Raw genomic sequence first — 14,173 nt, 5'->3', positions numbered from 1 at the left:
AGCGACTCCCCTACCCCGAGAATGGAGCAGCCGGAAAGGGAGTCCGCGCGCAAAGCTCCTTGACAGAAAAATCCCTTCTTTCACATTCGCCCGCACATGGCTAAACCAAAGCTCTTCTCGCCGGGTCCCGTCGACGTTGCTCCCGAAACCTATGCCGCGATGTGCGGGCCGACCATCGGTCACCGTGGCGCGGACTTCGAAGAACTCTACGCCTCCGTCCAGCCGGGTCTGCAGGAAGTCGCTGGCACCAGTCGCCCGGTCTTTCTCAACACCTCCTCCGCTTGGGGAATCATGGAGGGTGCGCTGCGCAACCTCACCCAGAAGAAAGTGCTCAACCTCTGCTGCGGTGCCTTTTCCGACAAATGGTTCGGCGTCGCCAAGAGCTGCGGCAAAGAAGCGGAAGCCATTCAGGTGGAGTGGGGCCAGCCCATCGACCCCGCCGCCGTGCGGGCCAAACTCGCCGAGGGAGGCTTCGACACCGTTACCCTCGTGCACAACGAGACCTCGACCGGCTGCATGAACGACCTCGCGGCCATTGCTAAAGTGGTGCGCGAGTTTGACGACGTCCTCCTCATCGTCGACACCGTTTCTTCCTTCTCGGCCGTGCCCACCCCTTTTGATGAGCTCGACCTCGACGTCATGCTCTGTGGGGTGCAAAAGGCCATTGCCCTGCCGCCCGGTCTCTCCCTCTTCATTGCCAGCGAGCGCGCCCAAGCCCGGGCCGCCAGCACCCCGGATCGCGGCTACTACTTCGACTTTTGCGAATTCCAGAAGAATCACGAAAAGAACAATACCCCTTCCACCCCCGCCATCCCGCACATCTACGGGCTCAAGGAGCGCATCGGCCACATGCTCGCGGAAGGGCTGGAGAACCGCTACCAGCGCCACGAAGCCACCAACGCCCTCCTCCAGGAGTGGGCCGCCGGGCACGGCTTCGAAAATCTCGCCCCCGCAGGCTACCGCTCCAAAGCGCTCGGCTGCTTTGTCACTCCCGACAATCTCGACCTCTCCGGCTGGATCAAGGCCGTGCGCAACAATCACGGCTTCCTCATCAATGGCGGCTACGGCAAGATCAAAGGCACCACCTTCCGCATCTCCAACATGGGCAACGAAACCCCCGAGACCATAAAGGAACTCTTCGCCGCCCTCGACGAAGAGTTGCCCAAGTTCCAGAGCTAAGTCCTCACTTTCACCCACACACACCATGGCTCCGTCCGCCGGTCCTTTTCTACGAAGGGACGGCGCACGGAGCCTTTTGCTTGAAACCGGGAGCGATAGTTCCCCACCGCTCAATATACAGATTCCAAGAACTCAAAGTTCCCGCAATCACTCCTTCAATGGCCCTGCATCAAAAAACAAAGCATCGGCAAATCCCCTTGACCCAATCAGTCACGGAAAAGGCTATTCAGCATCGCTTCTTTTGTTCAAAACAGACGCCCTTATGAGAACCAAACTTTTCCCCCTTCTCACCGTCACCCTCCTTTTGGCCGCCTGTTCCACCGCCTATTACGGCGCGATGGAAAAGCTGGGCTACGAGAAACGCCATATCCTCGTCAGCCGGGTGGAAAAAGCAAAGGACTCCCAGATCGAAGCCAAGGAGCAATTCTCCTCCGCCTTGGATGAATTCATTGCCGTCTCCGGTTATAAGGGCGGCGAGCTGGAAAAAATGTATCGCCGCATCGAGAAAGCTTACGAGAAATCCGAAGATCGCGCCAAGGACGTGCGCGATCGCAACGACGCGGTAGCCAGCACCGGCAAAGCACTTTTCCGTGAGTGGGACCGCGAAATCAAGGAATTCACCGACCCACAGCTGGCGGCCACCTCCCGGTTGCAATACAAAGCCGCCCAAGAACGCTTCGAGGAACTCGAGCGCGCGATGCGGGCTGCGGAATCCAAGCTGGAACCCGTGCTCAAGAAATTCCGCGACCAGACCCTCTTCCTGAAGCACAATCTGAACGCCAAGGCCATCAGCGCACTGGAGACCGAAGTGGTCAAGGTCAAGGTCGACGTCGCCCGTCTCATCCGCGATATGGAGCGCTCCATCGAAGAAGCCGACCGCTTCATCAAGGAGATGCAATAAAGCTGCCCAGTCATCGAGGGATGGGTCACTCCATCCCTCTTTTTATCGCACGCTTCCCACCCGCTGCTTTTTCAATTCCCCCATTGCCATTCCCCCTTCCGGCAGTCTAGTTTCCACGCCCACGGACTTTCACGCATGCGCACCCTTCTCAATCTCTACCGCAAGGAGCTCAAAACCTACTTCTACACCCTCTTCGGCTGGGTGGTGCTGGCCTTTGTGGCCCTGATGCAGGGGCTTTCCCTTTCGACTGCCATGAAGGGCTTCGCCGATGCCCCGGTGGCGCAATCACTGGTCTACGTCACTTATCACACCCCGAATTTTTGGTTCTACTTCCTCTTCATTTTTCCCCTCATCACCATGCGACTCTTTGCCGAGGAAGAGCGCTCGGGAACTCTGGAGACTCTCCTCACCGCCCCGGTCAAAACCTGGCAGGTTGTTCTGGCCAAATACTTTGCTGCCTACACTTTCTACCTCGTCATTCTCGTCCCGGGAGCGTTGCATTTTTTCCTCTTTCCCACCTTGACCGATATCCCCGCTCCCTTCTCGCAAGGCTCTTTCTTCGGAGCAATCCTCGTTCTCGTGCTGATGGGGGCCTACTTCACCGCCCTCGGCCTCTTGGGTTCGGCCCTCACTTCGTCCCAAATCGTGGCCGGCATCATCACCATCGGCCTCCTGGTTTTCCACTATTTCCTGGGCTACGTCCCCGTTATCTGGGGCGAGAACTTTCAAGCGGCCGGCATCTTCACCTACCTTTCCTCCCAACGCCATTTGGCCGACTTCACCACCGGCCTCATCGATACCCGGGCCTTGGCTTTTTACCTTTTCTCCGCTGCTCTCGTCGTCTTTCTCACCCACCACCTTGTTGATTACCGCCGCTGGCGCAACTGAGCTTTTCCCTTTTTCTTCAGCCTCTTCATGAAACCCATCTCCCGCCTCGGCATCGGTAGTCTTTCCCTCGTTCAGCTCGTGCTGGCGGTGGTGCTCTTTCTCGCCGCAGCCTATCTCTCCGCCAATTATTACAAAGTCTGGGACCTGACCAAGGATCGCGATTTCACCCTCTCGGACCTCACTCAAAAGATTCTCGCCAAAGATCCGCTCTCTGAGCGCGAAGACCCCATTCGCATCACCGTGGCCTTCCGCAAAAGCTCGCCCTTCTTCGAGCGCGTGCGCCGCACAGTCGATGAATTCGAGCGCGAATCGGGTGGCCGCATCGAAGCCCGCTACCTGGACCCCGTGCGGGAGCCCGACGCTGCCGCCCGCTTCGTGAGCAACTACCCCGGCATTACCCTCAATACCGACCTCCTCCTCATCGATGCCCGCACCAAAGGCAGCTCGGAACCCGACCCCAACCTCACTCGCTTTTTAGAGGTCGACGACCTCATCATCTACAGCACCGATCAAAATAACCAGCGCCGCCCCGAGGGCTTCCAGATCGAGGACCGCCTGGCCACCGCCCTCCTCTCCATCGCCGAAGGAGCACCCCGCAAGCTCTACTTCCTCGCCGACAAATCCCCCGTCGAGTCCGGCAGCAGCGAAAGCCCCTGGGCCATGCTGGCCGATACCCTCCTCCGCCAAAACCTCGTCCTCACCCCCCTCAATCTCTCCGACATCCAGAGCATCCCCGCCGACGCCGAAGGCATCGTGCTCGTCGCGCCCTCCTATGATTTGGAAAACCGCGAAATCGATATCCTGAACGAATACTGGGCCCGCCCCGGCTCAGCCATCCTCGCCATTCTCGATCCCCGCCACCGTCCCACCAAGCTGCGCGCCTTTCTCCGCAGCCACGGCATTACCCCCAATGACGACCGCCTCATTTCCGTCCAAAACGGCCGCAGCATCAGCCAGGTGCCCGCCATCTTCACCTCCTTTGCCGGCGTCAATGAAGGCCTTGCCGGGCAATCCACCACCTTCGATGGTCCCACCTGCTCCCTGACGGTGCGGGAAAATGCGGAAGACCTCAACAAACGCAACATCCACCCCTTCAATCTCCTCGAAGCCAGTGCCAAGTTCTGGGGCGAGACCCGCTACCAGGAAGTCGGCGTCCTCCCCGAGTTCAACTCCGGAACCGACCTCCGCCGCGAACAAGGCTTGCCCGTCGCCGCTGCCGTCATCATGGGCGACGCCAAATCCGACGAAGCCGCCGAGGCCGCCGCCCGCATGGTCGTCATCTCCAACAGCCACTTCCTCCACCCCGAACGCGCCCGCGAAGAGCAGATCGACTTCGTCAAAAACTCCGTCAACTGGCTCATCGGACGCGAAGAACTTGTCGGCGTCGGCCCCCGCGGCCTGCGCACCTACAAGCTCAACCTCATCGGGCCCGAAGTCAGCTTCCTCAACAACCTCATTCTCCTCTTCCTCCCGGCAGGCCTGCTGGTAATGGGAGGGCTCGTCTGGAGTAATCGTCGCGCGTAAAGGGCTGCCAGCCTCGCCAATCCCACGCCCAGAGCGGCTTGAAATCCTTCTTGTAGTCATACGGCGACTGCTCGAGACAGGCATAGCCCAGATAGTAAAACTCCAGGCCCACCTCCTGCGCGTAAAGCATCTCCAGTAAAATCGTCAAAATTCCCAGACGCCGCGATCCCTTGCTGGGCTCGAAAATTCCATAGATACTGGAACAGGCCCGCTCCCCCAAATCCAAAAAGCTCGCCGCCACCAAGGACTCCTCCTCCCACACACTCAGCTGCAGACAAGGACCCGGCACCCCATTGGGCTCGCTTCCCAGAAAATCCTGCAACGACTCCGGCACATTATCGCGAAAGCGCGCCTTGTGCCGCTGAAAAAGAGCCTCCTCCACCGCTCCCGGCTCGGCGGGAGCAAACTCATAGCGCAAGTCCTCATTCCGGCGCAAAGTGCGGCGCTGACTTTTGGAAGGCCGCCACTCCGCCAGCGGCAACCGCAGATTGATCACCCGCTTCCACTCCTCCTCCTGCCACATCAAACTGTAACGGAAAAAACGGGGTCCGAAATGCCGCCAGCCCTCCGCCCACAGCTCATCCATCCGCGCCCGGGGAACCCGTTCAGCCTCCCCGATCTCATTCACAAACGGCCAGCACCCGGAGCTTTGAGGAGAAATCGACATCGCCTCTCCAGCCTCACCACCCCCTCTCCCAAGGAAAAGAAAAATCGGTGCTCAGTTGGCCTCAGTGGTTTGTTGGGCTCGGTCTGGTTGAACAAACCTGGGATAAAGGCCAATCGCACCGTCGTGGCGACGGCTAGTTGCCATTCCTTTGAAATATTTTATCTCCGGATTTTCGGGGTCAGTAGACCTGAAATCAAGATGTCGTTTCTCCTCGGGAGAATCTCGATGCGAAATCACCAACGTGCCGTCTCCCTTTGAATCCCATGTCATCCAATGCTCAGCAGGGGAAACTTCAACCCTTTCGTATACCGGAAGATTGAGACGCTCCAAGTCATCACTTGTAAAGTTCAATGGAGTCGAACCAATGAGCACTCCATCCAAGTAGACATTCACGGGACTTGTGTCAAGTTGGCCTTCTGCTGAAATAACAACGTTTCCTGGCTTCGAATCTGAGTAAACATCCAAAAACATCTCCACTTTACTTTCAGCACTTTTCTCACATGAAACCACCAAAAACGAGAGTGCTAGTATGGCGAAGAAACGCATATTAGATAATAGGACAGAGTTTTTTTAGATTCACGATTCAGCCAGAGAAGTAGGACCGCTTTTGAAAATGGTGGTTTCTTGAGTGAGCGCGAAAAACTTGCTATTTATTATTCACACAGCCATCTGAGTCAAACTCTGCCATACAAAATTTCCGAAACTTCCGCAAGACGAAAGAAGAGAGGGCGGTGACAAAGTTATCCCATCCCCAAAATGACACTTCCCCGCCTCCCTCTTTTCCCGCAAGATCACCCCCTTGACCCATCCCCTTCTCACCGCCGCCCTCGTCCGCCGCCAGAGCCTGCTCACCGCCGAGACCAACGCCCTCCGACTCCTCGACGGAGAAGGGGATGGTCTTCCCGATCTCTTTCTGGAGACCTACGCCAACCACTGGCTGCTAGCCACCCGCCACGACCACCTTCTCACCCCCGAGCTGGGCCACGCCCTTCGCGGGAGCCGCAGAACAGTCTACTGGAAACACCTCGACCAAAACCAGAAGACCTCCCCCGAACACCTCAGCGGCCCCCGCCTCGACGCCCCCTTCCCCATCTTGGAAAATGGCGTGCGCTACCGCATCGACTTCTCCGCTGGCTACTCCCAAGGCATCTTCCTCGACCAACGCGACAACCGCGCCCGCGTGCGCGAGCTGGTCCGCCCGGGCCAGACCGTGCTCAACACCTTTGCCTACACCGGGGCCTTCTCAGTCTGCGCCGCCTTGGGCGGAGCCACCACCACCACCCTCGACCTCAGCCAACCTTACCTCGACTGGACCAAGGAAAACTTCCACCTCAACGAACTCGACCCCGGCGAGCACTACTTCTGCAAAGGCGACACCTTCCACTGGTTGCGGCGCTTCGCCAAACAAGGGCGCACCTTCGACGGCCTCATCCTCGATCCCCCCACCTTTTCTCGCGACAAACAAGGCAATGTCTTCAGCGTAGAGAAACACTACGGCGACCTCTTCGCCCTCGCCCTGCGTTGCCTCACTCCCGGTGGCTGGATCCTCGCCTCCACCAATTGCCGCAAACTCAGCCCCGGCGATTTTCGCCGCCAATTGCAGCCACACCAACCTCCCCACACCCGACTCGAACCCGCCCCCATGCCCCCAGACTTCAGCGGAGAACCCTACCTGAAAGCCATCTGGCTCCTCCCCGCCACCAGAAATCACCGGTAAAACCCGAAATTTCGGAAAAATTGACAATTTATTGCAGATTTCTCTTGTCAAAGCCCCCCGCAAAGCCTACTCAATCCGCCCCGCGCAACGCGGACCCTCTTCAACCGGGTAGGTGGCCGAGTGGTTAAAGGCGGCAGACTGTAAATCTGCTCACGTAAGTGTACGCTGGTTCGAATCCAGCCCTGCCCACCATCTCACTCTTAGTGAGATACGACTCCAAAAGCAATCAGGGCTTATTTTTCTACTGCCCGAATACTGCCCCTACGAGACGAGAATTGGCAGTTTCTCCCCACCAGGCGTGCAGCCATAAATCCTGTACTTCGGAAAGGATTCATGAGATTATTCGTCACCGGCCCGGAACCTTCCCGGTACCATTGGCACCTCATGAAAACAAGCCCCCCTTCCGCCCTCAGCCCTTTCCTCTCTCAATTCGACCTGATGGATCTCGGCGATGGCGATCAGCTCGCCGGAGTCCACGCGCTGGTCGCTCTCGCTACCGCAATCGGTAATCTCTCCCGACCGGGAGCGGGGTTACAGAACAAAGACGGTCGCGTCCGTTCAGTTGGGTCTAACCTCATCATCAGCGGTAGCGCTAGCATGGCCGCCGTTCATGAGCTCGTCGTCACGCCCCTCTCCTCTTTCCAGAATTCGCTCAACACCCATAATCTCGCCTTCGTGGAAGAGCTGGCTGCGGAGGTTCAGAAACCTCGCCCTGCCGACTGGGCCTTTCCAGAAGACAAAGTCCGCAGCTCTGCCGAGGAAGTCTTCCATTTGCTCCGCAATCCCGAAAAGACGGCCTGGCCCACGGAGAGTCCCGGTTGGGAAATAATCCTTTCAGAAGCCGCCCGAGTTCCCTCCGACCAACGCTTTCTCAAATGCCAAGTCTTTCGAAAAGGCTCCCGTCCCTCCGAGCTTCAGAACAATCTGGAACAGTCCCACCTCGGCCGGCCCTTCTTCTCGTTTAAGCTCCACTCGCCAAAGGAATACACCACTTGGCTGCCCTTCCTGCGCTCCATCATCGACGGGCACTCCATCCCCGGCCCTTTCCCGGTCCATACGCAAGGACAGTTTTTCGTTGATGATTCCTGCAACTATTTTCCTCACGTCGTCTCCAAGTCCCCCGACCAAACCACCGACTTGCTCTGGCTCCTCGACCCCATTCCCGGACAGGACCTTCCCTCGCTTCCGGAGATCCCCTTGAGCGAATCACCTATCCGGTTCCCCTCCTTGGAAGCCGCTCTGAAAATCGCATTCGCCGATCGACTCTGCGTAGAATCCCTACCCGAGAGCACCGTCTCTTTTCACTGCCCCAAGAGCTTGGCTTCTTGGTCTCGCTTTCTCCGTTCCCAAGAACCCGCATATCCCGGCATCAGTCAAACCGCCGGCAAACTCCTCCCCACCCTATTCTTCGCCCTACCAAAAATCAACGAAGCTCAAAAACGCATCCAAGGCCGAGCGCTCCGCCATCCGGGGGCCATATACGAGCTGGCCCGCCTCATGGTGCGCCGCGCGGTCGCGGCCCGGCAAGCCTTGGTCGGTTCCGAAATCGACCAACACCGCCAGCATCTTCGAGAACGGTTGCTGAGAAAATTACACCAAGGACCCAGCAACGAAAGAGACCTCTACCGCGCCTTGAGCATTCCCGCTGGACTCTGCGGCCAACTCCTCGCTGAACTGGAAGAAAAATCTCTGGCGCAGAAAGACGGCCCTCTTTGGGAAGTCTGCCAGGAGGAAACCCGCGCCCCCTCTGCAGCCCAGTCGTTCCTGTCCCCAGAAGCCCCCAAACGTCAGAACCATGCTTAAGCCTCCCAAGCCCCCAAAACCCTCTGCCGCGCTTCAGCACACCTTCTTTCAGGCTCTCCGCGAATTTGAATCCCAATGCTCGCCGGATCCCTTTGCAAGGACTCTTTCCATCACAACCTGCCTGACGACCTTTTGGCAATTGTCGCTAGCCCAGCAACTCGGCAGCTTCCCATCCACTCTCTTTGTTGGCAGCCCAGGAAAAGAGACCAGCCCACTCTGGGAGTTTGCTCGTAAGCTCCTCGTAGAAGACGCAGACAGCACTCAAGACCTCTCGCGGCCTAGGATCCCTTACGTCAGCCAAAAGATCGCCGAGCACTACCTCCGCGAATCCGTCACCTATTACCACAACAACCTCGCCTACGATACGAGATTCTATCGACAAGCCGCTTATGAAAACAAAGAAGAATACCGCAAAGCCCACTGGAGCCTCTTCGGATTTGGTCGCAGCCGCCCCTTCTCCAAATGCTGGCACAAGGACGTGGGCCTCATCAGTAACGGGGACGGAGCTGTAGTCGCCAGACTGGACGGGAAAGCCGACCTCCGCGAATTACAGGACTATCTCAAAAAAGGAGATTTCTTCCAGAAGTCCATCGGAATCGATTCGAGCTTGAAGCGGTCGCCAAAGAGGTTCGCCGTCGCCGGTCGTCTCGACAGTGCCACCCTGATTGCCCTGGAAGAGAACGGCCTCTTTGAGTGGGGCCACCCCTTCCTCACCCTCCCGGATGTGGGCGACGCGAGCATCAACGTCCCCCTCTGGCCCACCTTCTCCGCCATGTTGATGATGTGGCGCCCTTTCCAAGGAGCCATCGCAGTAACACCCCAAAACCAATTTCCCCGCACCGAAGCCGCCCTTCGCTATCAATCCTATCTACGCGACGGTCTGAGTCGGCTCCCCGGCGATTACGGATTCGGCCTCCTCAAGGTCAGCCGGGAACTTTTTGCCGTCTGCAGCAATCTCTACCAATCAACTGTCGCTTGGGACAACGATCCCCCTCGTCTTGAAAAAGAGCCTCCCGAAAATGCCGAAATCATCCTCACCTTTCTCGAAGAAACTCTCAAGGGCCTGATCATCGCTACCCACACCCTCATCTGGCATCGGGTTGGCCTCACTCCCAGCTCCCGCGAGAAACTTATCCAAAAGATTCTCCACGAACTTCGCAAAGGAGAGGACCTCACTCGCCGCGAACTCCAGCGCACCTTTCGTCTCTCCACCGCCACCGAAAGAGACACCCTGCTGACCCGGCTCGCCGAAGAGGGAATGATCACCCTCGACGGGAAAATGGTGTCCGCTGTCAGTCTCGACGAATACACCCGGGCCATCCATTCGCTCCTCTAGCGACCTTCTACCGACTCACAAATCCTCAAATCCCAGCCCGTGGCAGTTCAACTGTCACGGGCTTTTTCTTTCTCTTTCAACTCTAAATGAGCGAATTACAAAGACAAAACCGCAAACCGTTGCGAATCTGTCAGGAAAAACAGCCACTTCACGAAAATGCACCCGTTCACCGCTCTGACAGCCCTGACAACACTGACACGGGCTGCCAACGCCTCGACAAGTCAGTTCAGGGCTGACACGCAGTGTCAGCTTTCCTCAACCAAAACTCTGCGAGGAATGAACGCCCTTTGAACAGTTATTTTCTCCCTGTAATCAGAAGCTTGCCTGATAGTTCATTGGCGTGTTAGAGATTTTCTTTCATGCTCGCCCACGCACCATCTTCAACCAAACCCACCCCCGGTGATATCGTTCAGGTTCGCACTCGTCACTACGTGGTGGAAGGGGCGAGCTACGACAATTACGGCACGGTTCTCGACTTGGCTTGTATGGATGAGGATGCTCAGGGCCACGAACTCCAAGTCATTTGGGAGCTGGAACAAGACGGCCTCATTGTCACCAAGCAAGCTTGGGAATCCATCGGTTCCAAGGGGTTCGGCTCCCGGGAATACTTTGCTTCGTTCTTCAATACGCAGCTTTCCAAAACAACCTGCTGAGCTCGCCATCAGAGTTCTTGCCTGAAAACCCCAGTCTGCAAAGCTGCCCTCGTCGATGACAACTGTTCCAAACTCCTCTCCTCAAAATCCCTTCAGATTTATTGCGCTCCTCCGACTCATTGTCGCGGCAAAATCCGAAGCGCTATGGGGCCTCCAATCGACTGCCTTTTCGACCGGACAAGGAGATTTTTCTGCGATTTTTCCCCGCACAACTCTTCAGGCTGCGTCGACCTTAGTTGGTAGCAGTCTTCAGAAAATTTACGATGAATCCGTTCGTTCACGGGGAATTTATCACCTCTTCCGCCTGCCAGCCTTTTGGGATGCTCGCATCCACCAGGAATCACTCGCACTTGTCGACACCCTCACTACTGAACAAATGACCGCTCCCGAGTTCAGCTTGTTGGGCCCTCTCCAATTTCACGAAACAGACTCCGTCTCCGATGGACCGACAGACCTGGGGACTATCGAACTTCACTTCCAAAACGATCTCACTCGCCTTTCCGCATTGTATCAAGCGGCTTTTTCAGGAAACAAGAAATGCATTCCATTCTTCAAACTCAGGAAATGAAGACCCGACGGAGCCACTACTCGACGAGTCTTGCCCAATCTCAGGGCATTATTCAGGAATGTCTCACTCTATTCGAACTGTGGGAAGAAGGACAAACTGCCAACATGCTCTTAGAATCGGCCAGACAGCTGGGCTCATTACAAACTGACTCCGAGCGGCGATTACGCAACATTGTGACCGAGGGCTTTGGATCGCGATTCCTTCGTCCTCCCCATCTGGAAGCTGCTCCTGAAGTTCGAAGAGTCCTCCTACATTCACAATCTCCCAAACTCATTCGCGAAATCATCCTTCTCTATGCCCTCCGGCAACATGGGATCTTCTTCGATTTCATGACGGAGCTCTACTGGACCACAATCCGGAGCGCCGGAAATCAGATCCTATCAGAGGACGTCGATTCTCTAATCGACAAAGGCGTGATTGAAGGAAAGCTCGCACGAAAATGGAGTCCGTCGGTGGTCGAGCGAGTCGTCTCATATGTCTTGGGTATGGGGAGAGATTTCGAGCTTCTTTCTCCCTCTCGCCGAGGCAGAGCAGATATCCATTCGTGGCACCCTCACGAAAACACCTTACTCTATCTAGCCTACGATCTTCATTTTCTTGGGCTCTCGGACGATCAAGTCATCAATGCCGAGGAATGGACAGCCTTTGGGCTTTCCCGCCCCGACGTCATTCTCTATCTCCAAAGGTTTGAATCAGAGAGCCACCTTGTCCTTCAAGACAGCGGAAGCCTCTGCCGCATTGAATGGAGCCATCACACTCGCAACGCACTCACCCATGTTCTCATTTGACCAAAAAATAGACGAACTCATCCGACGCCTGGGAGCCCCAGAAGGAACAACGAATGCTCGTCAGGGCGATCAGGTTTTTAACGTCCATTACCCTCCTCATTTGTGGGCCGAACTCCGCACGCGCCTCCCCAAGCTGATGGCTCGTCTCAAGGACCAGTCCTACGCACCTCGACATTGCTCGCTCCTCGCCCTCATGGAGAAAATCTTTGGGGACAACGGCAAAAAAATTGCCCTGCTCAGGCGAAGCGAAGCCCGCCAGCAATCACACCAGGCTTTCACCGACACCCTCCACAGCATTCTCGCGAACAAAAAGCCAGGCGAGTCTCTGGATCTGGAATCCCCCATCGTCGCCGCAATTGAAGAGGAAATCCAAGCCGCTGCCTCCAAGCCCAACGGGCTGCTCCTCATCACTGATATTGAGATGGCGCACCCCCTTCTCCGGGTCAGTGCATTCGAGCAAGTTTTACAAGGCCGTTTCGCCGTTCCAACCGTGTTCTTCTATCCCGGTGAGCGAGGCAATATCGGAGACAATCCCAGCTATCTCGGAGTTTATCCTTCGGACGGAAACTACCGCTCCACACACATTTACTAATTTTCCTTCACCATGAGCATCCGCACACTTTTCGATCCCAATACGCCCATTGACCGACCTATCGAGAAGGTCATTACGTTCTCCAATCGCCGTCCCGAGATCCTTTTCCGCGAAGCCCGGGAGTATGTCGTGACTGATAATCTCGCCAAGGAATACGAGAAGCTGCTCGGGCACTTTGAGCGCAGTCAAGATGGTGACGACGATTTCGAGGAATGCTGTGTGTGGCTCTCCGGCTTCTACGGCTCGGGTAAGAGCTCCTTCGCCAAATACTTCGGGATGACCTTCGATCCCGATGCTTCCGAGAAGGACAAGCATTTTGCCGAGGAGTTCCTCAAGCAATTCCCCAATCAGCCTTTCCGGCAGCGCGTTGCCATGACGCGAAAGAAGTTCAACGTCACCGTGTTCCTGCTCGACCTTGCCTCCGAGGCCCGCAGCGGGGTCACCCATGAACCCATCTCCACCCTACTGTTCGACAAGGTCTGCAATTGGGCCGGCTTTTCTTCGGATCGGAAAATCAGCCAGCTGGAGAGCTTTCTTGACAAGGATGGCAAACTCGAAGAGTTCCGCCAATCCGTCGAATCTGAATCGGGTTTCCCCTACGAAGAGCTGGACCCCACGTTACTCATGCCCATCGCATCGGACCTGGCTCACAAATTCTATCCCGCCATCTGGAAGACCGAAGACACCTTCCTAAACACCCACACCATCAACACCCAGACGGAGCGGGAGCGCGTCCAGGAAATGGTCGACCTCATCGAGCGCAAGACCGGATCCAAACGCGTACTCTTCATCGTGGACGAGGTCGGCCACTTCCTGCGCAACAATGACTCCCTCATCAACAATCTCGACGGCCTTGCCAAAAATCTGAAGGAAGTCGGACACGGCATGGCCTGGCTCATGGCCACGGCGCAGGAAACGCTTCCCAACACCGGAGCCCTCTTCGGACTCCGAGACCGCTTCCCCATCAAGATCGATCTCAAGCCCTCCGATATCCGGGAAATTACCCACCGTCGCTTGCTCAAAAAATCCGTTGAAGGTGAAAAGGCCCTCAAAGCCCATTTCGCGACCGACGGTCAAAAGCTTACCCACCTTACCAAGCTCGAAGACTTCACCACCACCGACGATTTCACGACGGACACCTTCACCGACTTCTATCCGCTTCTGCCCCAATCGTTCGATGTTCTCATCCAGGCCATTCGCTCCCTCGCCAAGCTTCAGGGAGGCATCGGCCTCCGCTCCGCCATTCGCTGTGTGCAGGATATCCTCATCAATAGCCAATCCGGTCGCCAGCCGATCATCGAGCAGGAGGTCCCCACTCTCCTGACCAGTGCGGACCTCTACGATGTTCTCGCCAGCGACCTCTCTCAGGCAGCACGCGAGATCGTCCTCCATATCGACCGCGTTTCTCACACCCACGGCTTGGATTCTTGGGAGCTCAAGGTTGCCAAGTCCATCGCCATCCTTGAGGTGGACCCCAAAGTTCGGCCAGTTGAGGGCTCAGCTAAACGATGGTGATGAGGGAAAATTGATTACTTGTTCTGGGGTTCTTTGGCAAGG

The 14,173-nt window shown here is 56.6% G+C and carries 14 protein-coding genes and 1 tRNA gene; 13 read left to right on the top strand and 2 right to left on the bottom strand.

Going from position 1 to position 14,173, the window contains the following annotated elements:
- Positions 1-96 precede the first annotated feature (96 nt).
- The 4 genes from JIN78_RS11875 (at position 97) to JIN78_RS11860 (ending at position 4,492) form a co-directional block, all read left to right on the top strand.
- Positions 97-1,179 (top strand): pyridoxal-phosphate-dependent aminotransferase family protein, encoded by a 1,083-nt coding sequence (locus JIN78_RS11875; RefSeq protein WP_200392193.1) that lies wholly within the window; start codon positions 97-99, stop codon positions 1,177-1,179.
- Positions 1,180-1,441: 262 nt separating this feature from the next.
- Positions 1,442-2,080 (top strand): DUF2959 family protein, encoded by a 639-nt coding sequence (locus tag JIN78_RS11870; RefSeq protein WP_200392192.1) that lies wholly within the window; start codon positions 1,442-1,444, stop codon positions 2,078-2,080.
- Positions 2,081-2,215: 135 nt separating this feature from the next.
- Positions 2,216-2,968: an ABC transporter permease gene (locus tag JIN78_RS11865; RefSeq protein WP_200392191.1), complete on the top strand. Its 753-nt coding sequence runs from the start codon at positions 2,216-2,218 to the stop codon at positions 2,966-2,968.
- A gap of 27 nt (positions 2,969-2,995) precedes the next feature.
- Complete coding sequence (locus tag JIN78_RS11860) at positions 2,996-4,492, top strand: DUF7088 domain-containing protein (RefSeq protein ID WP_200392190.1); 1,497 nt, start codon at positions 2,996-2,998, stop codon at positions 4,490-4,492.
- Here JIN78_RS11860 and JIN78_RS11855 read toward each other — a convergent pair.
- Complete coding sequence (locus JIN78_RS11855; RefSeq protein ID WP_200392189.1) at positions 4,422-5,120, bottom strand: hypothetical protein; 699 nt, start codon at positions 5,118-5,120, stop codon at positions 4,422-4,424. The two genes, JIN78_RS11860 and JIN78_RS11855, sit on opposite strands and share 71 nt — an antisense overlap.
- Before the next feature lie 90 nt (positions 5,121-5,210).
- Positions 5,211-5,705, bottom strand: coding sequence for a hypothetical protein (locus tag JIN78_RS11850; protein ID WP_200392188.1), 495 nt, complete (start codon positions 5,703-5,705; stop codon positions 5,211-5,213).
- A 253-nt stretch (positions 5,706-5,958) separates the two neighbouring features.
- Between JIN78_RS11850 and JIN78_RS11845 the strand changes: the two genes are divergently transcribed.
- The 9 genes from JIN78_RS11845 (at position 5,959) to JIN78_RS11805 (ending at position 14,131) form a co-directional block, all read left to right on the top strand.
- On the top strand, positions 5,959-6,876 hold the full coding sequence (locus tag JIN78_RS11845; protein WP_234037961.1) for a class I SAM-dependent rRNA methyltransferase: 918 nt from the start codon (positions 5,959-5,961) through the stop codon (positions 6,874-6,876).
- Positions 6,877-6,982: 106 nt separating this feature from the next.
- Positions 6,983-7,068: transfer RNA gene (locus tag JIN78_RS11840), tRNA-Tyr, on the top strand.
- 192 nt (positions 7,069-7,260) lie between these two features.
- On the top strand, positions 7,261-8,679 hold the full coding sequence (locus JIN78_RS11835) for a hypothetical protein (protein ID WP_200392187.1): 1,419 nt from the start codon (positions 7,261-7,263) through the stop codon (positions 8,677-8,679).
- Positions 8,672-10,015 carry a hypothetical protein gene (locus tag JIN78_RS11830; RefSeq protein ID WP_200392186.1) on the top strand — a complete coding sequence of 448 codons (1,344 nt, stop codon included), beginning with the start codon at positions 8,672-8,674 and terminating at the stop codon, positions 10,013-10,015. The genes JIN78_RS11835 and JIN78_RS11830 overlap by 8 nt, the downstream gene beginning before the upstream one ends.
- 359 nt (positions 10,016-10,374) lie before the next feature.
- Complete coding sequence (locus JIN78_RS11825; RefSeq protein ID WP_200392185.1) at positions 10,375-10,668, top strand: hypothetical protein; 294 nt, start codon at positions 10,375-10,377, stop codon at positions 10,666-10,668.
- Between the two features lie 55 nt (positions 10,669-10,723).
- Positions 10,724-11,236: a BrxE family protein gene (locus JIN78_RS11820; RefSeq protein ID WP_200392184.1), complete on the top strand. Its 513-nt coding sequence runs from the start codon at positions 10,724-10,726 to the stop codon at positions 11,234-11,236.
- Entirely contained in the window at positions 11,233-12,024 is a 792-nt protein-coding gene (locus tag JIN78_RS11815; RefSeq protein WP_200392183.1) for a BrxA family protein, read from the top strand. The genes JIN78_RS11820 and JIN78_RS11815 overlap by 4 nt, the downstream gene beginning before the upstream one ends.
- Complete coding sequence (locus JIN78_RS11810; protein ID WP_200392182.1) at positions 12,011-12,616, top strand: BREX protein BrxB domain-containing protein; 606 nt, start codon at positions 12,011-12,013, stop codon at positions 12,614-12,616. The genes JIN78_RS11815 and JIN78_RS11810 overlap by 14 nt, the downstream gene beginning before the upstream one ends.
- Before the next feature lie 12 nt (positions 12,617-12,628).
- The gene (locus JIN78_RS11805) at positions 12,629-14,131 is read left to right on the top strand and encodes a hypothetical protein (protein ID WP_200392181.1); all 1,503 of its coding nucleotides are present in this window, start codon (positions 12,629-12,631) and stop codon (positions 14,129-14,131) included.
- Positions 14,132-14,173: the final 42 nt, after the last annotated feature.

Source organism: Roseibacillus ishigakijimensis (genome assembly GCF_016595415.1).
In the GTDB taxonomy this organism is placed as follows: Bacteria; Verrucomicrobiota; Verrucomicrobiia; order Verrucomicrobiales; family Akkermansiaceae; genus Roseibacillus; species Roseibacillus ishigakijimensis.
The sequence above is the reverse complement of the archived record's forward strand: the minus strand, read 5'-3'. Positions and strand labels throughout refer to the sequence as shown.

What these genes read in the sequence shown, in the direction of transcription:
- JIN78_RS11815 (WP_200392183.1), top strand. Translation starts at nt 11,233, where the DNA reads ATGAAGACCCGACGGAGCCACTACTCGACGAGTCTTGCCCAATCTCAG.
- JIN78_RS11850 (WP_200392188.1), bottom strand. Translation starts at nt 5,705, where the DNA reads ATGCGTTTCTTCGCCATACTAGCACTCTCGTTTTTGGTGGTTTCATGT.
- JIN78_RS11835 (WP_200392187.1), top strand. Translation starts at nt 7,261, where the DNA reads ATGAAAACAAGCCCCCCTTCCGCCCTCAGCCCTTTCCTCTCTCAATTC.
- JIN78_RS11805 (WP_200392181.1), top strand. Translation starts at nt 12,629, where the DNA reads ATGAGCATCCGCACACTTTTCGATCCCAATACGCCCATTGACCGACCT.
- JIN78_RS11820 (WP_200392184.1), top strand. Translation starts at nt 10,724, where the DNA reads ATGACAACTGTTCCAAACTCCTCTCCTCAAAATCCCTTCAGATTTATT.
- JIN78_RS11860 (WP_200392190.1), top strand. Translation starts at nt 2,996, where the DNA reads ATGAAACCCATCTCCCGCCTCGGCATCGGTAGTCTTTCCCTCGTTCAG.
- JIN78_RS11875 (WP_200392193.1), top strand. Translation starts at nt 97, where the DNA reads ATGGCTAAACCAAAGCTCTTCTCGCCGGGTCCCGTCGACGTTGCTCCC.
- JIN78_RS11870 (WP_200392192.1), top strand. Translation starts at nt 1,442, where the DNA reads ATGAGAACCAAACTTTTCCCCCTTCTCACCGTCACCCTCCTTTTGGCC.
- JIN78_RS11810 (WP_200392182.1), top strand. Translation starts at nt 12,011, where the DNA reads ATGTTCTCATTTGACCAAAAAATAGACGAACTCATCCGACGCCTGGGA.
- JIN78_RS11865 (WP_200392191.1), top strand. Translation starts at nt 2,216, where the DNA reads ATGCGCACCCTTCTCAATCTCTACCGCAAGGAGCTCAAAACCTACTTC.
- JIN78_RS11825 (WP_200392185.1), top strand. Translation starts at nt 10,375, where the DNA reads ATGCTCGCCCACGCACCATCTTCAACCAAACCCACCCCCGGTGATATC.
- JIN78_RS11830 (WP_200392186.1), top strand. Translation starts at nt 8,672, where the DNA reads ATGCTTAAGCCTCCCAAGCCCCCAAAACCCTCTGCCGCGCTTCAGCAC.